This window comes from Paraburkholderia sp. J69-1 (genome assembly GCF_905220255.1).
Taxonomy (GTDB): Bacteria; Pseudomonadota; Gammaproteobacteria; order Burkholderiales; family Burkholderiaceae; genus Paraburkholderia.
This window is the reverse complement of record NZ_CAJMZG010000021.1, coordinates 100,539-124,553: the sequence shown is the minus strand read 5'-3', so window position 1 is coordinate 124,553 and position 24,015 is coordinate 100,539. Positions and strand designations below refer to the sequence as shown.

The window sequence follows — 24,015 nt, the reverse complement described above, 5'->3', positions numbered from 1 at the left end:
CTACCGCCGCCACAGAGCAGGTCTCCCTCCCGATGACCAATCCGCGGATTCGCCTGCACGCCAACGCTCCCACATCAGCGCTTTCTGGGTCGTGGAGTAGTAAATTCTCGGTCGCTGCTTCATTTCCAGCGCCTGCGCTGAATTTCACATCACCTTCCAGAGCTGGTCGGGATTCGAGCTGGCGTCGCGTGCGAATGGATCGGCCGCATCCACCACGCAAATGTCCTCGATGTGCTTCGGCCAGACCGGTATCTTGCAGCTACGCATGGCCAACCACCGGGTGAAGGAAAATAGCAGCAACGCTGGCGACAAGATCAATTGCACAAGGGTTTGGCCCGGCAGATTCAAGGCCAGCCGCAACAAGCCGAAACGCCAGCTTTCTCGCCGCGTGGCAATGGGGAGATATGCAAGCGTATATGGCGCGATTTCGCCCGCTCCATCCTCCATATAGCGCCGCACATACTCCCAATACCGGAGGAGTTCCTCTTTCTCCGGCCAGGCCAGCGCAAAACAGAATGTCTCGACCACGGTCACGCCATCGTCGTCGAGCACATGTCCGCGCACATCCCACGTTTGAATGCCAAACGGTCGATTGCCGCGCCCCAGCGTGAAAAAAACCGTATCCCACGGCACGGAGAGCGCCGTGCCATCCAGCCGGAAGACATGCACCATGCGCAGGTCCCGTTGCAGGCGGATCGGATAATGAGTAAAGCGAAAGCACTCCCTGAAGGCGAGCCATACGAGCGCGGCGATCAACGCGATATCCAACAGCAGCGGCGCGCCGCCGAAGAGCAGATTGGCCGTGCGTTCTTCGGCGGCGCCCATCAATCCGTCGACGAAGAAAATATCGGCGCAAACCCAGCCTATTCCCAAGCCAATGATCAACAAGGCGCTGGTCACGAAGGTCAGCGCGCCTTTCCAGCCATAGTATTTGTCCGCGACCTCCAGGTAGCGGCTATTCACGCTGATCGTCGAGCTGAAATAATTCGGCGACACGTCCAGGCGTATTGAGGGATCGAGCCGGTTGCGGCGTTCTTCGTCCGTTAGCGGGCGATTGATCTTGTATTTGTTGATAAGACCGGTGTATTCCATCGTTCAGCCTTTGATTGCGACATCCAGTTGCTGCATTTCCATCTCCGACGTCTTGTACTTCAATTGCGCGTTTTTGGCTCTGCCCCAATAAGTCAATTCCAGCCAGTCCTGGATCTTGTTATTGACGAGCAATGCCATCACGAACGCCCAGGCGACCATGAAGCCCACCACGAGCAGCCCCCAACCGGTCCAGCCGATGAACAGCAGCACCGTCGCCGCCGCGCCCAACAGACCGGACACCGCATACGCAGCCGCCGCGCCATTGTGGCCCGCCTTGTGCTCCTCATAGGCCCGCCAGCCGTCCCACGCGGCCATCATGATGCCGGCCGCCACGCCGACGATGCGGCCCACCATGCTAAAGATCTTCGCGCCGGCCTTCATGGCCGCCTGCCCCAGGCGCACCCCCGTGATCGACAGACGCGTGAGGCCGCCTTCGATGGCGTCCGCGACGGCGCCGAAGATCGCCAGGCCCTGTGTATAGACGCGCCGCCGCATCTCGTTCTGGTGCACGGCCAGCGCACTTTCTTCGCCCTGCATGATGGAATGCATGGCCCAGCCGTTCGCAAGCAAGGCCAGCACGGCAAAGGTGAAAGGCAGGTTGACCTTGATGCGCTCGCTTCCCCTCACGACGGACTCGCGATAGTCCGCCAGATTGAGTTCGTCGACTTGTTCCGGTGTACGAATGGTTTTCGCCAGCCATTTCGCCTGATCGTCGACGCCCAGATTTTTTGGCATCTTGCTGACTTCGTCCGGGTCGAGCATCAATAGCCAGGTCTTCTTGTCGCGCCCCTCGGTGTCGACGCCGCAGATCTCCTGGCGCCGGAGTTCATCGGCGACGGCTTTTTCCATCTTGTTCTTCGGGATGGACTTCGCCTTGCCGCTCAGCTTGAGCATATTTTTGATCAGCGAAGCGCGAAACGCCTTTTTGCCGCCTTCGACCGTCACCAGCACAAAAGGCTTTCGCGCGGCCACGCCCAGCGCGACGAGTCCCGCGTAGATGCGCTTGTTTTCGCCGACCAGTTTCAAGGTCGCCGTAATGGCGCCCGCCACGAGACTCGCCAGCCGACCGACTTCGTCCTTTTGCGCTTCGAGCAGCTGATCGAACGTAGTCTTGCCGATGCTCATCAACTTGTCCCACGGCAACTCCGCCCATGTCACGCTGCTTTGCGCGGCGCTCTGGATCGCCTTCGCCTGCGCATCCTGATGCAGACAAAGCGCACGCAGCAAGATATTGCGCTTGTCGGTCAGGTCGCCCTGCAGCCACTGGTTGTAGAGATCCGCGCTGCAGCGTTTGTCCTGCGTGCCGGCGATGCATTGGCCGAATACCGTCGTATAGACGATTCCGCTGGCCACCACGGCGGGGTCGAAATTGCAGTCGAAGTAGCGATAAAACCCCTCGCCTTTGAGCAGATCCCGGTGCGCAATCGCCAGAGGACCAATCACACTCTGGTCGAACGACTGCAACGCGGTATTGAAATCGTTCTGCCACGCCGTGCGTTGCGTTTCCCAATACAGGTGGTCGTATTTCTTCCATTCGTCGTCGCCGGCCTGGCGCAATTCGTCCGCCGTAATGGCCCGGTCGCTGGCCGCCAGCGCCGCGTTACCGGGAATCGGCACCCCGCCTAGCATGCCGCCGGGCATCATATAGCCGTTCTCGTCGCGCTGGGCGCGGCTTTCGCGCTCATCGATGAAGTCCTGCTCCGCCTGCATCCGGATCGCGTCGCGGATCTGCTCGATCACGCCCGACAGCGCCGTTTTGCGCGGCCGATCCTTGTCGTGGCGTTCGTCATTCATGAAAGCCTGCATGCGCGTGCGCATGAGCAAGGCGAGTTCCGCGGCCAAGCCGGCGGGGTCGGGCACGCCAACCATCACGGCTTCATAGGGTTTCGCCACCTGCTTTCCCCATTCCATCAGGCCGCTTGCCTGATCGCCAAGGAAATTGAGCGGCTGCTGCGAATAACCCAATGCACGGTCCGATGCCACCGTCACCTCCGGCAGCCACGTAGCGGACAAACGAGCCTTGAGCTCGGCCAGTTGCGCGCGTGCCTGCGTCGCCTGGTTCTGCGCGGCTTTGGCCGCCGCCCCACTGGACGGATGCGCCATCTGCTTGAGTTGCTGCTCCAGTGCGGCGACCTGTTTGACGAGTTCGTCATGTGCCTGGGTCGCATGCGCGTCCGGCTTCAGGACTTTGGTGAACTCGGCTACGTTCCTCAGATGGCTCAAGGTATCCAGATGAGCGACTGCTTTATGCGCGCGCACGTCGGCCATGTCGATACAGCGCATGTGCCTTTTGCGGTATTCGGCCTGCGCGTGCGCGGCCAGGACGTTTTCCGTCCACATCACATCCGAAAACGCCAGCCAGATTTTGCCCGCCTGCGCCGGATCCTTGACCGTAATGCAGCGCGCCAGATACGGATCGGCCTTGCGAACGCAGGCGTCGTTGAACGTCTTGACCGGAACCTGCGGCGACGTTTTGGCGTGAATATCGAAGTGATAAAGCAGCCCTTGTTCGTTGACTACGTAGGCGGCCCATTCGCCTCTCACTTCATCGAAGACGTACAGATAGCCCGGGCGCAGAATCCGCAGCGTGTATTTGGCGCTTTCGCCGGGCAAGCTCACCGCGCAGGCGTCGAAGGGCGTAACGATGTCCGGCGCCTTGCCGCCCAGATCGGTACGCGCCACGGCGTAGCGCAGCGGCAGAATCGGCAGGCCACTCCTGTCGCAGAACGGGCAGCTTTGCACCGGTGGGGTGGCGGCAGCGGTCATGTGTACTCCTTCGTGTGTTCCAGTTCGCGGCCGATCCGTTGCAGGGCCGTTTCATCCAGATGGCGGCAAGCGCCGACATAGCTCAGTTCGCCCGCTTGCGCACGCGCGAGACACGCCTGCAGTTCGGGATGGGCGTGGATATCGGTATGAAAACGCGCGGCTTGTGCAGCATAGAGCTGGCGATCACTGGCGTCGGCCAGCCGGTGCTGCGTCCACGCCCGTTCGATGAGCCCGTCGATGCGACGGGCCAGCGGCGCGTCGATGCTCGCTTGCGGCGCGGCGCGGCGCAGGTGCTTCAAGGTCTCGTTGATATCGCCGAGCCTGAGCAAGGTCTCCCATTGCGGCGGCAACAAGAGCAGCCGCATTGCGTCGTTCGCGCCAGGCGTGCGCTCGCGGCATTGCCAGGCGCCGTCGGCGCACGGCCAGACCCAATGCTCGATGACGCCCAGCAAGCCCGCCCATTGCGACGCGTCGAGCAACCAGTCGAGGTGCCACAGAACGCGCGGGTCATGCAGCCGAACCACGTCGTACCTGCCGCGGGCGTGATGGTATTGCACCATCTGCCGCGCCAGGTGATCGCGCACCCTCGCGGGCTCGGCCTCGCTCCGAAGCAAGCTAGAGAAAAACGGCGTGCCGCATTCCGCTTCCCATCGGCCAGCGCGGGCGCGCACGAGGTCTCGCGCGTGAGCATCCATTGCCCGCAGTTCGATCAGGCGCGGAAACAGATCGGCGTGGGCTTTGAACCGCTGCGGCACGATGGGCTCGGTGCGCAGGTCCTGCCACTCGGACTCATCCACCTGAAGAGGATTGATCAGCGCATAGGCATACGAACGAAACTCGGTCGCGTCCAGCAAGGGCAGCCCCATATCAAGCCCCCATCATGGTGCCGGCGCCTATCGCGTCGGCCCCTCGGGCCGTGTACTCGCAGAGCTTCGGTTCGCTGCGCGCGATGGCCGCCTGGGCCTGCGCGCTGGCCGGCCCGGTCAAGGTGTGGCTCGCAGCATGAAACTCGACGGTGCCGGGCGCGCCGATCTCGATGCCATTGCCTTCCATTTTCAGGTACGCCCTGGCCGCGCTGAGCAGCACGCGCTTTGGCGCCTGCAGATCGACGCTGGCCTGGGCGCTGGCCAGCGTCACCGCTTTCTGCGCCGAAGCACCGAGCGTTCCGCCGTTCTGCGCCTGCACGCTGACCGCTCCGCTCGCGGCGTGCAGTGCGATCCCCTGCCCTGCAACGGGACGCCCCTTGGCGGCTTCGCCCCGCGTGTAGAGCGCGATGCCCTGATTGGCCACGAGACTCGTCTTGCCCGCGCTGGTCAGTTGCAGGTCCTGGCCGGCGCTCAACACCGTCGCCTTGCCCGAGACCCAGACATGGCTCTTCGCCGACATCGCCGCGAGACCTTGTTCTCCATGCAGCACCAGGTGCGGGCGGCTCCACGCCACGGCGCTCCCGCTGCCACCGCCTTCGCTGGCGCCGCCGCTGCTGCGCACTGCGCCCAGCGCCTCGCGCACCTGTCCGATGCCGGTGAGCGCTTCGAGTTGTGCGGCCTGGCCAGTCCCGGCCGCCTGGGCGCCCCACTCCGCGCCATGCATGTCCGCGGTATCGGCGAGGTTCTGCAATGTCTGCTGGCTCTGTGCGAGCACCTGAACGGCCGTGACCGCCTCCATCTGGCTGCCCCCGGCTGCGGAACTGATCAACATGCCCGATCCGCCGCGCAAGGCTCCGGCCGCGTCGGTCTTCAGTTCGACGCCGTAGCCGCGGTCGGCCAGGCGCTGGTTGTCCTGAATCTGCTTGATGTGACCAAGCGTCAAACCGCTGTTGCGATCCGAGGTGTACAGGTGCGCCGCGGACTGCCCTGCGGAGTCGTCGAGCAGGAACTGCCGGTAGCCGCCGGTGCCTTGCTGGCTCTGCCCCAGATCCTGGGTCTTGAAGCCGGTCAACGCCGCTGCGTGCCCGTTGCCGGCGAACCAGGCCGCCGCGTTGCCAGTGCTCCGGCTCGGCCCGCCGGCCTGGGCGTTGTGCTGGGCGTCGGCGTTGCCCTGCCCGTTGTAGAGCGCGGCCACCGCCACCGGCCGATCGGGCTGCCCCTCCAGCCACTCGGTCCACACCTCCTGGCCAACACGCGGAATACCCGCGCCGCCCCAGTTGTCACCGCCAACCGGCGTCAACATGCGTGTCCACGTGCCCGCGCCATGATCGGCCGGCGCATTGGCGGCATGGGGATGATCCTCGCGGCTTGCGGCGTTCTGGCCGCGCTGCGCATGAAGCTGGATCCGTATGCGGTGATCGCGGTCGGTATGGACGGGATTGCCGCTGCCCACCGTGATCGCAGTCTGCGCGCCCTGCGCAATGGCCACAGGGTGCGAGCGCGCGCCATGACCGTCGTTTGCGAGCGGACGATAGGTTTGGGTCGCCGGGATTGCGTCGAACCGGTTCCGGTAGACCCGGTCGCCATCGGTCAACGGGCCGCTGCCCTGCATGTCCGATGCCAGCGCGGCGTGCGACACAGGCGTCGCGCCGCTGTCATCGTGCGTGGCCTGCGCGTCGAGCATGCTCGGGATCGTGCCGAGCTGCCGTGCAATCGCGCTGTGCACGTTCGCATCGACGTTGGCCCGCGCTTCGTGCTCGACCCGCAAGCAAATGAACGCGTCCGTCGTGCCGAGCGTCGGATGTTCGCCGAGCGCGAAGCGCAAACCCGGGCGCATGTCCCGGCGCGTGCCGGCGCCCGCGCTGCGCGCCGCGTCGACGCGCTGGGCGTCCAGTTGCTGCTGCGCACGCTGGTCGCCCACGGCGCTCGTCTGGAACGCGTAAGGCCCGGCGACATCCCGATCGACGCCAGGCACCACCGCACCGCTCACACGCGCGCCGGTGGGCCGTGTCGACAGACTGCGGTGATCCCAGCTCGCCCGCACGACTTTGCCGATGCGCCAGCGCTGCGCCGGCATGAAATGCTGCACGCTCCCTTGAGGCTCGCCGTCGCTCGCCTGGTGGAAGCCGATCACCTCGGGATTGTCGGGCGTGAAGCGCCGATTTGAATCGGCCAGCACGAGCGTGTGCGTGCCGAAGCTCGTGGACCCGGCATCGGCCTTGTGTTCGAACCAATAAAAAATGCCCTCTTCCGCCCACAGCCGCGTGAGGAAATCGAAATCGGACTCGCCCGCTTGCGCGGTCAGACTGCGCTTGCCGTAATTCGAGCGATCGCCGAGCGCCCAGCGCCACGCGGGCGCCACCACGCCGCGCGTGTGATAACCGAAAATCTGCTCGCTGATGTCGATGACGCTCGCGGCCTGGTAGTTGTAGCTGTCCACGCGCTGGCGCAACAACGCGAGCCAGGGTTCGACGACCAACCGGTAACGGGCAAGGCCGCCGTTATAGCCGACCAGTTCGGCCGCGACGATATGGCCGTGGAACGGGCGGCGCGCATCGCCGCCTTCGGCCGCCAGCCACTCGATCAGCACCGGCGCACCAATCAACTGGACAAGCGGCAGATCGGGACGCCCGGACAGCGCGCTCACCTGCAAACGGAAGCCGCCGTGATCGACGGCTTCCCAGCCTTGCAGGCTTTCCGCGACCAGCGCCTGCGCGCCCAGCGACGTGGTCACCCTCAGGAAGCGGTTTTGCTGCGACCAGCCGCCGAACAGCGCCTCTCCAATATCCGCAGTCGTCACCATTTCTCTATGCCTCGAATTCGCTGCGGCGGTCCGCCCCGCCGCGTGATATCACTGCGCCTGCAACTCCACCGGCTGCGCCTCGTCCATCGGCGTACGAATCTGGCCTGCCAGCTCGTCCGGCGCGAGAACATCGACACTCATCTGCCCGACGAAGCGGTAGCTTCCCGGCGTCACTCGCTGCGACGTCGAGCTCGTGCTGAACCCGACAGCCGAATAGGGAACCTCGAACGTCAACGTGAGCGCTTCGCCCGGCTTCACGTCGATTGCCGCGCGGTAGGCACGCGACGCCTCGCCCAGATAGCGGCTCACGAGACGCACGCTAAAAGCGGTGCCGGCGGCGTTGAATGCGACGATCTCCACATTGCGCAGATCCGGGCGCGCGAGGTCGGGCGACCACGTGTCCGGACCCGCGATGCTGAAGGCCCTCTGACCTTCGTTCCTGAATGTGAGGTCGACGAAGAATCCCTCGCTGCCGGCATGCGCGGCGAACACGGGATGGATCTTGATCTCCGGCTGACCGTTCTTGAGGGCCTTGTCGGCGAGTTGATGGAAAGGACTGAGCCGCGCGGTAAACGCGTCGTCCTGCCGGTAGCCGTAAATGCCCTCATGATGCCGGCCGTTTTGCTCGAACGAAAAGGCAAAGACCGCACCGGCGCCCAGATACCCGCTGGGCGCAAACGTACGGCTGCTCAACGCGGCTTCCAGCGCTTCGATCTGCTGCTTTGCGCCGGCGTTCTCAGCGCTCAGCACGTATTTGCCGATGCCCGTATACGTCGTCGCGGGCGGGAAGCCGAATTCGCGTCCGAGCGCGTAGTACGCGATCGTGCCGTCGGAGACCTTGATGGTCATCGACGGCATGCGGTCCATCATGCCTGGACCGTCGCGCAGCTCGAAATAGTCCGACGGCGGCTTGCCGTTTGCCATGTCTGTCACTCCGAAAAGGAATACGGAAACCAACGCCAACAACGCTGTCCGATTCATTTCAATACGTCCCATTCAATACCGTTCTGGTCTTCGAACCAGTCGCGGAAACCGTACATGTAGTACTTCTGGATTTCGGGACTCTCCGTGTACATCCCTTTGCCCATCAAATTCGTCTCGGTGCTGCGTTGCCAGTTGTCGTTCAACTGGGCCATCTGCACGTCGACGAGTTTCTGCGCGTTGATGTAGCCCTTGTACACGGTGCCGGCATCCAGAAAGTACTCGTCCGGCCAGCCGTACAGGTGGCCCGTCTCGTGGGCCGACGCATGCTGCGTGGCGATCGGCTTGAACCAGTTGTCCGATGAACTCCAGGCCACCTGCACTTCCCCCCAGTTCCCGGAGTCGGGCCGGCTGGTGGTCGGATAGATATTCACCTTCTGGTGACTGCGGCCCGAAGAGACCAGTTTCACCTTCATGGCAATCGCCACCTTGCAGGTGCACGCACCGCCGCGCGGGCAGGCTTTTGGGCGCAGGTAGTAGTTGTTTTCGTTCAGACGGCTTTCGATGCGCTTCTGCATGCCCACCGGGTCGCTCAGCCAGCCCTTGCGATCGATCGGCTTGAGCTTGACGCCCTGAGCCGGCCCGTTGGTGTTGTACGGAATGGAGGTGGGCTGGCCAGCCGCGTTCAGCACGGGCTGGTTGTCGGCACCCAGCAGGTACTGATCCTTCGGCACGAGCCGGATGATCACCGTCGCGCTCAGCGTGGTGGTGGCGGGTGAATATTCGATGTCGAACGTTCCCGAGGAGGCCGCGTAGGGCAACAGAATGCGCTGGCCTTGCTTGTCCAGGACCGCGTGTCCCGCTGCGTCCGTTTCGTAATAGTCGGCACTGCCCATGCTGACCGTGTAGTCGTTCTCCTTGACCGCCTGCAACTGCTGCGCACACACGCTGGGTTGCTGCGCGGGCTGCTTCGAGGGCGGCCCGGACAACTCGCTGCTCACGGGCACGTAGGGCTTCGTGCCGGTCGCGCCGGAGAGCATCAAGGCGAGATCCGATCCAGACGGGGCGTCCGCTGCGGGGGCCGCAGCCGCCGCCTGGGGCGCCGCCGCTGCGCCCGCCGTTGGCGTTGCCGCTGCCGCTGCCGCTGCCGCCGTTGCCGAACGCGCTGTCCCGCTGCCGGTGGCCCCCCCGGCAAGAAAATCGCACGCCTCGCCCGGCGGCGGAGAAATCGGCAGGACGGGCAAGGCGGGCGATGCGGACGCCGGGCCCGGGAACGGATGCGAGCCGGCTTTCACGGCGAACCGGCCAGGCGTCTCGATGGTGATGTCGGCACCTTTGAGCGTGATGCGGTTCGGCCCCTGCTGGAGCACGATGGCGTCTTGCGCCAGCACGTCGAGCCGCTCTTCGGTCGAGACGATCTGTACCGACTGATCTGCGAGAATCTCCATCGCGGCGGTGTGTGACTCAACACTGACCGGCCCCTGGCTCGCGATGGCCTTGAGGCCACCGGCGGCGCTGAACAGACTCACGGCGTCGTTCGATGCGCCCGCCACCGTTGCCCCCGCACCCAGATGCGCATCTCCCTGGGCAGTCAGGTGCACGTACCCGGCAGCATAGGCAACCGCGCTCGCCGGCGTGGTCAACGCGATGCTTTCCGGCGATTCCAGCACGACGACGGGCATCGCGAAGCGCTCCACCGGATCGCCGCCGTCGCGCTGCGTGGCGGTGGGCCGGGTCGCGCTCTGACCGTTGACAGCGCCCGTGTATTTGCCGTCTTGCTGCGGATCGATCGCCTTCAGAAAATCGGCCTGGGCGGCGTTGCCCGCGAGGCCGCCCGCCCGCGCTTCGGTCGCCGCACCATCGAGCCGCCCGGCCGTGCCGAGCGCCTGCTTCAACTGCCCCACGCTTTCACCGAGATCCATCTGCGTCGAACTCGCCTGCGCGCGCATGGTGCTCGACACGAGCACGCCCTCGCCCGCGCGCACCACGCTCCACCCTTGCGTGGCCAGTTCGAATCCCTCGCCGCGATACGCGCCGCGCACGGCGCCTTGCTGTGCGATCAGATAACCCTGCGCGAGTCCGCTGTTGGCGACCGTGTTGAGCACTTCGTGACGCGATTGACCGGATGCATCGTCCATTACCCAGCGGCTTGCGGACTGACCGTCCAGCGTCTGGGTCTGCAAGCCCGACAGCGTGCCCGGATGGTTCGCACGGCTCCCTTCGCCGGCGGCGAACGGTGGCTGGACGCGCCCGCCATAGACCTGCCCCAGCACGACCGGCATGTCGATGTTGCCGGAGTCGAAACTCACCACCACTTCCGCGCCCACGCGTGGCGTGAAGCTGTGCCCGAAGTTGGGACCGGCCGTTTGCTCGGCAAGACGCGCGACGACGCCCGATTGATGATTGCCAGGTGCGTGACCGGCCGGATTCGAGTGGCTCGCCGTATCGGTCAGCCCGCCTGGCAGCGGTGCCGCGCCGCGCATCCACGGAAACTGGATGCGCACCTGATGATCGCGCGTGCTGCTGACAACACTCCCCGGCTCGCCGACCACGATCGCGGTCTGCACGCCGTGTACCGTGGGCCGGTCCCGGTACGGCGGCACGATGGGCACACCAGCGGGCACCGCGACGAAGCGATTGCGGTAGTGCCCCTGCTCCAGTTCGCCGCGCTCGAGCAACTGTGCGATCTCGGCGCCAAGGTTGTTCACGGCCTCGTGTTCGATCGACAGCGGCACGAATTCGATCGTTCTGTCGAGATAGCCGGTCAGCGTATGCACCTTGCCCGTCTCCAGCGTGCGCGACGAGCCCTCGCCGTGATGAGTCAGTTTCGGCAAGCGCAACGCGTCCAGGCGTTGATCGGCGTAGCGCTGGGCAGCGTTGCTCGTGTCGAAGCGGCCAGCACGCTGACCATCGAAAATTTCCCGCACCGGCATGACCGGCGCGCCCTCTTCGGGAGGTTCATGCGCGTGTCCCGCGAGCGCCAGCAACTCGCTCGCTTTCCAGCTCGTCGCCACGACCCGGTCGGGCACGATCTCATGACGTTCGGTGAAGCGGGTCATCACGCCATCGGGATCGCCCACGTCCTGTTGATTGAACGCGATCGTGCTGCCATGGCCAAATTTGGCCCTGCGGTCGAACACCACGACCGTGTGCGCGCCCGACGGCGGCTCGCCGCTGTCCTGGGTGTGTTCGATGCGAAAGGACAAGCCCGCTTCCGCGAGCTGGCGCAGCACGAAGGAAAAATCGGTCTCCCGATACTGCCCTCGCAGCGCGAAGGTGCGCAGCGGCTCGCTGAGTTCGTAGCGGCGCAGCGCCTCGGGATAATCGCCGAACACGCGTTCGCAGATGCCCGCGGTATCGAGATCCACGAAATAGAGGCAATTGCGCCGCAGCCGCAGCAAGGCGAGCCAGGACTCCAGCGTGAGCCGGTAACGGGTGACTTCGCCATCGCTGTCCGCATAGGCGGCGTGCGTGATATAGCCGTTCCAGCAACGCTCGCCCGCGGCGCTCGCAAGTCGCAGGCGGGCGGCGCTGCCGATCAGCGGATTCAGGTCGAGGAACGGCTCGCTCGACAACACGTCGACTTCGAAGCGAAACGATTCGTTCACCGCTTCACGCCCGTGAAAGCGTTCGACCGCGAACTTGCCCGGCAAGGCGGTATCGATCTGGATATGACGGGTGGCCTGCGAATAGCCCGTTAATGCAGCGACTAGATCCATTTCGGTCCCCGTGTTCGTCCGCGACAGCGCGCGGCTGGTGTCTCTAGTATTTCGAGCAGCGACTTTTCATAGCGGGCAAATTTCAAGCCCTTGAGAAACTCAAGGATGTTGCCCTTGATGAAGCGGTTGAGGAACCGGACCATCTCGGCCAGCTTTCCGGACTCTTCGATCAACATGAGCATCACGGCGCGCAGCGCCGCCGCGAGTTCGTCGCCCACGATGCCGGTGACCGCCGCGCCCACGCCCGCGGCGACCGCACCGGCGGCCGCCATCGCCAGCGGCAGGGCCAGGGCCAGGGCGATCAGGCACGCGCACAACAGAATCCACTCGGTCACTTCCTTGCACCGCTCGGGATGTGTCGAAAGGCGCACGATGATGGCAATCGCATCTCGCGCGCTGGTGACGATCATCACGCCGGGCACGAAGTTCGCGAGCATTTCCGCGACGATCACGGAGAACGGCCGGTCGGGCACGAACTCGCCTAACAGAAAATCCTTCAGCCAGTTGAAGGTGGCGGCCGTGTCGCCGAGCACCTCCGTCCAGATCGCATCCAGCAGGCCGCTGCTGCTTGACGATTCGCTCATGCTGCGGCACCCGCATCGGAGCCGGCCGGCGTGCCGGTGTCGGCGATCGGCCCGGCGGTGACATCGATCGACTGAAACTGGCTCCAGTCGGAATCGGCCGTGATGGCCACTTCCGAGCGGGGCGCGGTCGTATCCGTCAGGTATTGGACTTTCGCGGTCGTGCCGACCGGTACGTCACCGATCTTCGCGTAACCATCCGCATCCAGCACGCCATGCCTGAGCGTGCCGTCGCTGAGCATCGTCCTGTATTCCACGCCGGGGCTGGGACGCCCATAGGGATCGACGAGGCGAAACTCCAGATCCGTCGGGGCCGCCGCGCCCTGGTGGAAATGCGGCATCGCGAAGTTATCGCTCCCGGGTCCGTCGAACGCATGCTCTGCCGCGTGGACGGTCAGCGCACCGGGACAGCCGAACGTGACATTGCCGCCTTCGATAGTCAGGTGCGCCCCGCCGCTCACCGCGAGGTGCACGGTCTTTTGCGCGGCGAGTTCGACATCCGCATCGATCGACGCCACCTTCAACAGGTCGCGCGCGCGCAGCGCGAGGGTATCGTGCTGGGCTTGCAGTTGCAGGTTGTCCTTGCCGGCAATCATGCTCAGACCACCGCTATTCGAGGCATCGGCGCCGGCCAGCCAGCCTATCCCCTGGCCACTGTGCACGCGCAGCGCCTTGTTGACGGCAATGTTGAGGTCGCGCCCGCTGCCCACGCTCAAGGTTTCCGCGGCGGCCCACTGCAGCGCCTGGCCCGCCAGCACGCCCTGGCCGCCTTGCGCCTCCAGCCCCAGCACAGCGTCTCCCGTGTGGGGCAGCGCCTTGTCCGTCGACCGGTTCGCGGCGTCGGCGACGGCTTGCTCGAAACCGTCGGCGCCAACCGTGGTGCCGAAACTTTGCGCGAGCGCGTCGAGCGGCGCGGCCTGGCGATTGATCATGGATTGCCCGGCGCTTGTCACGCCCCGTTGCGAGGCGAACGGCAGCGTCAGATGCGTCCCGGCGCTGCGGTCGAGCTTGCCCGCCAGCGCGATGTGCTGCGCGAGCAGCGAATGCAGCGCGGGGATGGCGCCCGCAGGCCGGCTGGCGCTCGACTTGTAGCTGCTGATCAGCACGCCGCGCTCGCCACGCACGGCGCCATATGCGTCCGAGCGCAACTCGACGCCCTGACCGCGAAAACTGCCGAGGTAGTTGTCGGCCTGGTAGCGTAGATGGCCGAGGTTGAGTTCGGTCGCGGCGTGCGTCGTGCTCATTTGCAGGCGGCCCATGCCATCGCTGTCGTCCGCCACGAGCTGGTTGGCGCTTTGCCCGTCGAAGCCGCGGCTTTTGAAGCCCGAGAGCGCGCCCGCGTGGTTGTGGCGGTTCGCGCCACCGCCCGCGCCGTGCCAGGCCGGCGCGTTGCCGCCCGTCAGATTGCCCTGGGCGCTCGTCGTCTGGTCCGCCGCCTGATGGTAAAGGGATTCGTCGAGGGGCTGCCCGGGCTGGCCGGCGGGCGTGGGCGCTTCGCCGCCCTCGCCACGGCCGTTGTACAGACCGCCAAGGATGATGGGCCGATCGATCAGGCCGTGATCGAACTGGACGAGCACCTCCTGGCCGATCCACTGCATCTGCTGCAAGCCATGTCCGTCGCTGGCAAGCCGCTGCATCGTGCGGGTCGGCCAGGTGCCGTTGTCGGTGTCGGCTTGCCAGTGAAAGCGCACCCGCAGGCGGCCCTGGCCATCCATGTGTACCGGACCGGCCGCACCCGGCGCCGACTCGCCCTGAGGCCCCGCCACGATCGCGGTCTGCGCGCCGAGCGCGGTGGCGACCGGATTCAGTCGTTGCCCCGTGCCGTCCTCCAGCGTGGGGCGCCACGCCTGTGTGCGCGGCACCGCTTCGAAGCGATTCGCGTAACCGCCTGCTCTCGCCTGCTTGAGCAGGCGCGGGTCGAGATCCGCGCACGGCAGGCCGCCGAGATTCTGTTCGAGCGCCGCCATGGCGGTCTGCGGCAGATTGTTGATGCCGACATGCTGCACTGCGCTCAGCAAGAACGCGTCGGGCACCTGCGTAGCGCCCCCAGCCTGCTCCCATGGCGTTCGGGTTGGCCGCAACGCCCGGCCGGATGTCGCAGTGTGCAACGTGCTGTAGCCCGTCCAGAAACGCGCCACCGAGACGATGGCCTCAGCCTGCCGACGAGCCGTGTTCTCGGCCTCGCGCAGGCTGGCGAACGCCTCCGGTCCAACGTCGTCGTACAGTTCGCGGCCACCGCGAGAATTGCCCAGGCTCGCCGCCGCTGTGGTCGACTGGTTGCTGCGGTAGTCGCTGCTGATGAGCGTGAGCCGGTCGGCCGTGAGCGACAGCGACTGGCCCATGCCGAGAATCGTATTGTCGGTAGCCGTCGTCATGTCGCTCAGGCGTTGCGGCACGCCCCCGAGCCGTGCGGAGGTCTCGTCCTCGGGGAGCTGGGTGCTGTCGTCGAAAATCAACAACGTATGGCCCGATGGTGCATCCCCGTCTTCGACGAAGCCAAAACCCAGGCCCGCCGCGGCAAGCAGATGGCGCACGAAATCGTAGTGACTGGACCCGCGGTACTGGACAACATAGCCGCGCGTACCCAACGACTCGATGCGCTGGTTCGCATCCGTCGTGAAACGCCAGCGCGCGATCGCACTGTAGTCGTTGAATACCTGCTCCAGGATCTCGGCCACCGTGCAATTGACGAAGGTGCGTTCGTCACGGCCATGCGCCAACGCCGCGAGCCATGGCACCAGTTGCAGGTGATAGCGGGCTAGGCCGCCGTCATAGCCCACGCATTCGGCCTCGGCGACCAGGCCGCTACGCGTCGTGGACGGCGCATCGCCCAACGTGGTGCGAATCGTGGCGCGCTGGCCCAGCATGGCCTGCAGGTCCAGCGACGGACTCGTCGCCAGCGCGTAAATGTCCCATCGATAGTTTTGGCAAAGCGCCTCGTCGCCCGTCCAGCGCTCGATCTGCATGGCCGCGAGCGGCCCCGCCCCTTCGAGCGAATAAAGACGATTAAATGTGCCAAACAAAGACGCGTATTGCGCAATAACGCTCATAAAGCCCCCGCTCCCGGGTTGCGACCGTATTTTATAAGTACATATTGCCGCATCCGGAATGCGCAATTGCATTAATCGGTCGATATGACCATCATCAACCACGTCTAGGAATCACTTACGGCTTCGGGACGGCAGTTTCAATTCTTTTCGGAGCCACATTCTAAATGAGGCTCCAATATTTGCGCTATTGGAAACCATCATTTTTCGGGAGCGTCGCCAGAATCGATGACGTATCATTTGTGCAGCGGGCGCGGGAGAATAGTATTTATGAATTCCGCATAAAAGATTGCCCATGCTTTGCAATACAGCGATTCGAATCTCGCCCATCGCGGCCATTATCAACCGGAAGAAGCGGAAGCAAGTAGAATCAGGGCGCTTTAAATCGGTCGATCAATCCAGATCCGGCAAGCGGGCAGATAGACAAAACGGGAAAACCAGCACATGGCACGTCCATTCATTGTCCTCGGCGACAAACACAGTCACGGAGGCACAGTCACGAGCGCGGCCGTGAACGCCAAAATCGCCGGCAATCAGATCGCTCGCCGCAACGACACGGTGAGCTGCCCCATTCACGGCCCCAATCACATAGCCGAAGGCGACGACACGGCCATTGTCGAAAACGAAGCCGTAGCCCGCGACGGTCATAAAACCGCCTGCGGCGCCACGCTGATTGCCAGTCAGACGAGCACCGGCGGCGCATGAGCGCCACGCAGCCGGCCGCAGGGCAAAGCCCGAGCCAACGATCGACGTTAAGCGGCGTCATGCCGATCGTGGCCATCTTCGTCGCGGTGTGGGTCGTCGCGCTCCTCTACTGGAAGACAGCCTCGCACGTGCCCGCGGCACGCGATCTGTTGCTATATGGCCTTGCATTGCCTACTCTCCTCGCCACGAGTTTCGGCCTCGTGCGCAAAGCGATTGCGCGCGAGGTTCCGCGTCCAGCCGCTGGGTCCGCTGCCGCGCCCGTCGGCGACGCACAGGCACAGGCACGGCCGTGCACGATCGCGCTGCTCGACTGCTGTTTGCGCTTGCCCGCCGGCATTACGCCCGAAGACGCGGGTGGCGCGGCGCGCGCCGCAAGCATCGTCGGTCTGCATACCGAATTGAAGCGCCGCAACGGCGTGAAGATTTTCGCCGCCAGCGTCGCTTCGATCGAACTCGACCAGTTCGACGAAACCCTGCTGGCCGAGGACCGCGCGCGCACGCTCGACGGTGAACAACGACGCGCGCTGCTACTCGCGGCTGAAGCACTCGACGAGTTGATGGAACGCCGCCCCATCGAACGCGACAGCACGGGCGGCAACGGACCCGGGAATGATGCGCGGGAAACCGCGCTGTATCGGCTGCATGTGGTGCTTCCGCAGCGCTGGCGAGCTCACGCGGGAACGCTCGCGGCATGGCTCGACGCGCGCCTTGCACGTGAGCGCTGGATGCCTCGCATCGAACGCGCGAGCCTCGTGTGCGTAACCGATCCCGTGCAGGCGCTTGCAGTGCTGGACGACCTGAGCGTCGCGCTCCAGAAGCAGCCTGCTTCCACGCCACACATCCTGCTGGCGCTGGACTCGACGCTTGGCCAGAGAACCGTGGACACGTTCGACAACCTCGGCCAGCTTTACGGACAGGCGCATCCCGACGGCCATGTCCTCGGCGAAGGCGCCTGCGCGTTGCTGCTCGCGCATCCAGACGCAACCGCCGCGGCCTCGGCGGCGCGCGTTCACCGCCTCGCTGCGGATATGCTCAGCAATCCTGCTGAACAAGCGGCGCAGCAACGCGGCGATACGATTGCGCAGTTGCTAGACGCGGCACGCAAACAGGCTGCGATGCCGGAACTGGAGATCGCGTCGTGCGCACTCGTGAGCGACGCTGATCAACGCAACAGCCGGCGCGCGGAAGTCACCAGCGTGGTGGAAGCGGGATGGCCGGACAAGAAAACGCGCGAGCACTGCCTGCACCTGGGTTTAGCGAATGGTGAAGTCCATGCAGCGCTGGCGTTGAGCACGATTGCGGTGGCCGGTGCGCACAGTCTTGCCGAACATCAACCGACTTTCGCACTTTCCAGCGCCGATGGAACCGCGCGCGGCGTCATGCTCGTCACCCCGCCGCCGATCCAGGCCGACGCACTTCCCGCCTAAGCGACGCCTGCCGTTGCCGAAACACGGATGCCGGATCAGATGAGATGGCTACGCCCTGAGCGGCGCGGGCAGCGCAACAATTCCACGCCGTCATCACCCGATAGCAACACCAATTGCGTAAAGCCGTTGCTCGAAATAGACACGCTCAACAGCGTGTCGAGCAATTGCGCGAAAGCATGCAGGCCAGTCTCGGCCAGATGACGTTCGTTGACGGTCACGCGTATTTCAAGGCCGCGCACGACACTGGCGACGGGCTTGTCAGATACCCACGCCGTCACGGCTCGCCCAGCCACATCGACGAGCGCCTCCGCCAGTCGTGACGAGCCGGTCAGGTCGTGAAGCCGCAGCAGATCGCGAAGGGGCTCGGCACCACCATTGAGCAGCAGCGCATGGAACGACAACTGCGAAATCAGCCTCCACAGCGCGCCACGTTCGTGCCGGAAATACCGTGTCTGCGTAGGCCGATGCAACAGCGAGATACGCCGTGCGAGCGTGCCCCCCTCGATCAATAGATCGCCATTCTCCGCGCCCGGAACAAGCTGCTCCGGCAAATCTCGATTAGTGCAGGTGAGGCGGAGGCCCAACCCGTTTGGCGGCGACACGGCTTCGATCTGTTCATCGACGAAAGCAAGCGCAAACTCGTGGCCCGGCAGCGTGCTGGCCATCAGCGGGTCGCGATGCGTGCGCCAATACAACGCCGAACGCGTGTCGTGAAGTCGTGAGTGAAGCGAGGGAAATTCGGTGACCTTTTCGCCCTCGGGAGTCGCGCTCACCTGCGATACCGAATCGACCGAATACACTTCATATGCATGAGCGTTTTGCTCGTCCACGAGGAGCGGAAAAGCGCCGGCCATCGACGACTCGTCCAGCCGCTTGCCGAGCAAGCCCGGCGTCTCGAACAAATTGACGACGGGCGTGCACCCTGGCGTCAGGTGCTGAGGGCCAAACGACTCCAGCAGGCTGGCGGCCTGCGAGTCGGCCGGAATGTCTTTCAACAGCACATGCAGCGTGAACACGCGACCGCCAAGACGGCCAGCCTGACGCAAGTCGCAATCGAAGAAACCGAATTTCTCAGGGAAAGCGAAGAATTCCGTCAATAGCGGATAAGCGGCGTCAACAGCCTCGGGACTGGGAATCAGGCTTTCATCGCGATCCAGACCCGCCATCGCGAATGGAACGCTGTCCAGTGCGATCCAGCGACCGGTTTGCGCCGGTTCGACATACGCGCAGAGTGCGTGAATGGACAACGCATCGCGCAGGGCGGCACTGAAAAGCGGCTCGCCGTGCGCGTACAGCCGGATTGAATCGAGCGTCAGGTCGGCAACCGACGCGTGCGCCGACTGAATGGCGAACGTCACCGAAATCTGCGCGCTGGCGTTGAGCGGCAAACGCAAAGACTGCGGTGTCTGTGCGATGCGCTGAAAGCGGGCGTGACTTATATGGAGCGGCGATAACGTGACGTCGAAAGCAGTCCGGAAAAAAACTTTCGTTCCCCGCACCGGAGGACTGTAAAGTTGGGTTCCACGCGCAATCACAATGGACGTGGACATTTGCGCCGCCCGACTGCCGTCCAGTTCGAAACTCGCGATCGAACACGATGGGAACGGTCTTAGGTAGTGCGGGTACAACGCCTCGATGAGTCCAGTTGCAAATTCGGGGTAGTCGTTTTCGATATGCTGCGATGCCCGCGCGCCAATCAATGCGCACGATTCGAAGAGCCGTTCGACCGACGGATCCTCGCTCACGCATCCGACTCCGCTCGACATCGACAAGCGGCTCGCCACCTTGGGAAAGCGCTCGACGAACGTTCTTGCCGCCTGTCGAAGCAGCGTCAACTCGCGTTCGTAGAAAGGCAGCAAACCATCCATGGACGACTTTACGTAGTGGTAGAGAACGTTGTGCAGGAACTCCGAGGCGATTAAATTTACTACAATCTTACAGGACAGTCCACGCTACGTACGATCAACTGAAATGATGTGGATACGATTGGCGCTCGAACATTTGTGAAGGCAAAGGGTACGCACTTACCAGAATTCGATCCGAAAAAGTCTTAAGTTGCGCCTCGCCAGAACGCACTCAGAAATCCCGCAACAACTCCGCGAACTCGAACGACACGCCGCATCGAGCGATGCTTCCACCGGACCTGGAGTGAACCGCCTCGCTCGCCGTCCGCGTTCCAGTTGCAAAACGCGGCGCCGCTAGTGACCGCTGGGGACAGGAGAGCTGCTGCTCGCTCCAGGTTCAGCCGGACGGTGAAAGTGGGTCGTCTACGGAGGTTCAAGGCCGGATCGCCACTGAGACTCGGGTGGGCGACCTCCTGGTTCCGGGTGCGGCCACAACCTGACGTTCAGCGAGCGGACGGAACTGACGTAGGAACGACTGCACTACTCCGCTAACAGCCATTGCTCGCGTGCAATGACGAACGGCTGCAATGGGTTGACACCGGTCCGCTGGCGCGATTGCAATACGCTCGCTATTAGCACGGACAAGGCTCTGCGCCAAATCCGCTTCGCAACGCGTCGATCAAAACCTCTGGCGAACGCCAGTCACAACAAGCAGTTGGTTGCCAACCCCAGCGGCTCCAGCAACTCCTGCGCAGCGGTGTACTGGCGTCCGAACGTCATTGATCCCCAGCCATCATCTAGAACAAATAGGCCGTAACACGGGTCGCAAAGCTTGCCTGTTCCAGTTGACATCGGAATCGGTTTCCCTCTCCTGTTGACGTAAAACTTGCCGTTCGCGGCCGCCGTACCTGTGACGGGCCGCCCGTCGGAATCAGCCCTGATCGGCAGAGTTGTAACTCCAGATCACGAGCCCCCAGTTAGTCGACTTGATGTCGGGAAACGTCTCCCCCCTATTGAAATAGCGACGCCCCTGTTCGCTCCCGAGGGCCGGGCTAACCCACCATCCGCTCTGCGGTACCACGTCGCCGGGCTTGCCCTTCAATTTCAACGAGGCGACCTGCTGGGCGGGTGCGCTCGAACCAGGCACAGCGGGACACCATTCGACGGCATGCTGATTTTCCGTACTGCATGCGGCTACTGCTCGGCGGGCCTCCGGCGTATCGTCGAACCGCGTCCGGTATGTCGTCTCACCCTGCAGCACATCACCGAATGTCCCGCCGAGAAAGCGCACCCCCGTCAAATCCGCGCCCCTGAAGTCGACTCCGCTCAAATCACAATTCTCGAACGCGGCATCGATCAACCGCGCGCCATCGAACCGGGTTGCCGTCAGTCTGCACTCGACGAAACGGGCCGCCACGAAATCGCATCGCGTCGTCGTGTTCCAGCGCCATTTATTCCGCTCTGCCAGCAAGCCTGAAAAATTGCACGCAGTCATTTCCGACGAATTCACGTCTCCGTCTGACATCGTTACACCAGAAAAATCGGAGTTACTCAACTGCGCATACCCAATGAATGATTTCCGGAATCGCGCATGGCGGAAATCGGCACCATCGCCATAGACTGGAATCATCTGTGCCAGATAGAACTCGCATCCCCTGAAAAATGTGCCATCAAGGATTGCGTCCTGAAACCCGACCTCATCGAACTGCGTGGCGTCGAACACCCCAAAGCCGAGATGGCTGCCGGCCAGCTCCAGGTTTTTGAGCTTTCCGCCTCGCAGCTCCGCGCCGCGTAGGTCGAGCGTCGGCGATCCATCCACAGGATGAGTCAGGGAGTCGCACAAGGGCACCCATGCGTCGTCAGGCGACGCGTCTTTGATCGCGTCGAGCATGCTCTTGTACTTCCCGGCCCTCCATCGATCGCGCAATTCCCGCACATCGGCGTCGTTCATCTGCATGCGATTTCTCCGAACATATCTGCTATTACCTTGGCAGCTCACGCGCCCTCAATTTCCCTCTGATCATCACCACTTCGTACACCTGCTCCACTTGTTCCGGCTTGATTCTTCCTGGCACTGCGATCTCCACCTCACCGTGCACGGCGTTGCCGCCGAAGCTGCCGTCGGGCTTACGTACGCGCCCCTCAAGTGCAGCATTCACGTCGTAGCCCTTCACGTTCTTCAACTCGATCACAAAACCGTCTTCGTCGGCCCACAAGATCGCTCCGGCCTGACCATCGGGCGTCGCCATCATGACCGTTGTACCGCGAAACGCGCGATCGGATGCACCGCCCGCGTGTTCAACCAGATCAATATTGTCACCCCGTCCGGGCAGACCTTCTGAGTAGATCTTTGCCGCGACCTCCCGGGCCGGCATCTGCGCATCGACGCCGAGCGTGGCTCGGTCGGCCCCGTGATACAACTTGTGGTAGAGCAGCGGCTTGATCTTAGCGCCGTTCACCAGCGCATACTCCTCGCCCGGCGTATGCACCTCCTCTATTTTCACGTTCGGCTGAGCGGAGGGCGGCGGCGGTACGTCCGGCTTGTCCTTTAGAGCCGGCGCGGAACCCGTCCTCGCGGTTCCACCAGTGCGGTCGGCACTATGCGCCGCCGGATCGCGAAGCGTCGCACCGGGCGTGTCGTGGATCTCCTGCTTGAGCGGTGCGACGGGTTGCGGCTTCGTCGCCGTCACCCCTGCGGAAACCACGTGGCTATCCTTTGGGGCCTCCTGCGCCAGCAGCCGGTCGAGGCGCTGCTGCAACTCTGCCACGGCCCTCGGAATCTGCTGGATGCCTTCCTGCTGTACCGCGTAGAACCGCTGCTCCCACACCGACAGCTTCTGGATCAGAGTCTGGACCGACTCCAGATGATCCGCGACCCTGACATCAAACACCCGCGCGCCCAGCAGCTTGCCGCGTACTTCCTGCGCGATGCCGATCAGTTTGCCCGTGGTCTGCTGAAGAATTTCGAGCAGCGACTTTTCATAGTTGGCAAACTTCACACCCTTCAGAAACTCGAGGATGTTACCTTTGATGAATTTGTTGAGAAAGCGGACCATTTCAGCCAGCTTCCCCGACTCATCAATCAGCATCAGCATCACAGCGCGCAGCGCCGCCGCGAGCTCGTCGCCCACGATGCCCGTGACCACCGCGCCGACACCTGCGGCAACCGTACCGGCAGCGGCCATCACCAGCGGCAACGCCAGAGCGATCAGACACGCACACAGCAGAATCCACTCGGACACTTCCTTGCGCCGATCAGGGTGCGTGGAGAGGCGGACGATGACGGCGACCGCATCGCGCGCGCTGGTGACGATGATGACGCCCGGCACGAAGTTCGCGAGCATTTCAGCGACGATCACCGAGAACGGTCGGTCCGGAACGAACTCGCCCAACAGGAAATCCTTCAGCCAGTTGAAGGTGGCGGCCGCGTCGCCGAGCACTTCCCTCCAGATCGCGTCCAACAAGCCGCTGCTTGACGAATCGCTCATGCCGTCGCACCCAGATCAGGATCGTTGCTATTGCCTGCGTCGGCTACGGGCTTGACTGTAACCTTGATCGACTGAAACTGGCTCCAGTCGGAATCGGTCTTGATACCGACCTCCGACCTGGGCGGGTTCTTGTCCGTCAGATATTGGACTTTCGCGCTGGTGCCAGCAGGTACACCACTAATCTTCGCGTAACCATTCGACCCCAACCGTCGCGCCGTATGCACGTAGCCGTTGTGGGGTTGGTACGACTTGTCGGATTGCTGAATCCACAACGTCACGGGCTGTGCGATCAGCGTCTTAAGCTCGATGTCCCCAGAGGTGGAAACCACGTCGACGGTGAACTCGAAGTGACGCCCGAGACTCGAGCGCCCCACCACCCGCTGCGGCACAAGCTTGTTCACGCCTAGTGGCGTGTCGAGTTTTAGCAGGCGGTCACTTTGCGATACGCCGCCGGTGATTGTGCTGACTAAGTCCTGCGTTCCCATGCCGCCCCGCCTTTTCTATTTTGTACCGTACACGCATCCGCGTTAGCGCGGAGATTTTACAAAATAATCCAAGGGGGAATCAATTTAATATCCAATTTAAATAATTAAATCGATGCAAACGCTATCGTGTCGAATAAATATTTTACGCAATCCGGAAAATATTTCTCATTTAGCTGCATTGGCACTGCGCGCATGGCAATATTTGCGTGACCAAAAACGATGGATGACGGCGTTGGGTCACTTATGCCCGTTGCATGTGATGCGGACCGGA

The 24,015-nt window shown here is 63.5% G+C and carries 12 protein-coding genes and 2 pseudogenes; 2 read left to right on the top strand and 12 right to left on the bottom strand.

What is annotated here, in order from left to right:
* Positions 1-144: 144 nt before the first annotated feature.
* From U5A67_RS31005 to U5A67_RS30970, 8 genes and pseudogenes are all read right to left on the bottom strand, one after another.
* Complete coding sequence (locus U5A67_RS31005) at positions 145-1,092, bottom strand: DUF6708 domain-containing protein (RefSeq protein WP_027819747.1); 948 nt, start codon at positions 1,090-1,092, stop codon at positions 145-147.
* Positions 1,093-1,095: 3 nt separating this feature from the next.
* A complete protein-coding gene (locus tag U5A67_RS31000) occupies positions 1,096-3,858 on the bottom strand; it encodes a T6SS effector BTH_I2691 family protein (RefSeq protein WP_321817339.1) in 2,763 nt (920 codons plus the stop codon).
* Positions 3,855-4,712: a DUF4123 domain-containing protein gene (locus tag U5A67_RS30995; RefSeq protein ID WP_321817338.1), complete on the bottom strand. Its 858-nt coding sequence runs from the start codon at positions 4,710-4,712 to the stop codon at positions 3,855-3,857. The genes U5A67_RS31000 and U5A67_RS30995 overlap by 4 nt, the downstream gene beginning before the upstream one ends.
* 13 nt (positions 4,713-4,725) lie before the next feature.
* Positions 4,726-7,527, bottom strand: coding sequence for a type VI secretion system Vgr family protein (locus tag U5A67_RS30990; protein ID WP_321817337.1), 2,802 nt, complete (start codon positions 7,525-7,527; stop codon positions 4,726-4,728).
* 48 nt (positions 7,528-7,575) lie between these two features.
* Positions 7,576-8,451, bottom strand: a complete 876-nt coding sequence (locus tag U5A67_RS30985; protein ID WP_321817336.1) for a hypothetical protein — start codon at positions 8,449-8,451, stop codon at positions 7,576-7,578.
* Between the two features lie 53 nt (positions 8,452-8,504).
* Complete coding sequence (locus tag U5A67_RS30980; protein ID WP_321817335.1) at positions 8,505-12,167, bottom strand: type VI secretion system Vgr family protein; 3,663 nt, start codon at positions 12,165-12,167, stop codon at positions 8,505-8,507.
* Positions 12,158-12,751, bottom strand: a complete 594-nt coding sequence (locus U5A67_RS30975) for a hypothetical protein (protein ID WP_321817334.1) — start codon at positions 12,749-12,751, stop codon at positions 12,158-12,160. Before U5A67_RS30975 ends, U5A67_RS30980 begins: the two co-directional genes overlap by 10 nt.
* Positions 12,752-13,077: 326 nt before the next feature.
* Positions 13,078-15,798: pseudogene (locus tag U5A67_RS30970) on the bottom strand (type VI secretion system Vgr family protein); the annotation flags it as partial.
* 441 nt (positions 15,799-16,239) lie between these two features.
* Here U5A67_RS30970 and U5A67_RS30965 point away from each other — a divergent pair.
* Together U5A67_RS30965 and U5A67_RS30960 are read left to right on the top strand one after the other, a co-directional pair.
* The gene (locus U5A67_RS30965) at positions 16,240-16,500 is read left to right on the top strand and encodes a PAAR domain-containing protein (protein WP_027821146.1); all 261 of its coding nucleotides are present in this window, start codon (positions 16,240-16,242) and stop codon (positions 16,498-16,500) included.
* Positions 16,497-17,927, top strand: a complete 1,431-nt coding sequence (locus U5A67_RS30960; protein WP_321817333.1) for a hypothetical protein — start codon at positions 16,497-16,499, stop codon at positions 17,925-17,927. The genes U5A67_RS30965 and U5A67_RS30960 overlap by 4 nt, the downstream gene beginning before the upstream one ends.
* A 35-nt stretch (positions 17,928-17,962) precedes the next feature.
* Here U5A67_RS30960 and tssF read toward each other — a convergent pair whose 3' ends face one another.
* From tssF to U5A67_RS30940, 4 genes and pseudogenes are all read right to left on the bottom strand, one after another.
* Entirely contained in the window at positions 17,963-19,795 is a 1,833-nt protein-coding gene (gene tssF, locus U5A67_RS30955; protein WP_321817332.1) for a type VI secretion system baseplate subunit TssF, read from the bottom strand.
* Between the two features lie 907 nt (positions 19,796-20,702).
* Positions 20,703-21,728, bottom strand: a complete 1,026-nt coding sequence (locus U5A67_RS30950; protein ID WP_084162356.1) for a pentapeptide repeat-containing protein — start codon at positions 21,726-21,728, stop codon at positions 20,703-20,705.
* A gap of 25 nt (positions 21,729-21,753) precedes the next feature.
* Positions 21,754-23,259 (bottom strand): hypothetical protein, encoded by a 1,506-nt coding sequence (locus tag U5A67_RS30945; RefSeq protein WP_321817331.1) that lies wholly within the window; start codon positions 23,257-23,259, stop codon positions 21,754-21,756.
* A gap of 191 nt (positions 23,260-23,450) precedes the next feature.
* Positions 23,451-23,744: pseudogene (locus U5A67_RS30940) on the bottom strand (contractile injection system protein, VgrG/Pvc8 family); the annotation flags it as partial.
* Between the last annotated feature and the right edge of the window lie 271 nt (positions 23,745-24,015).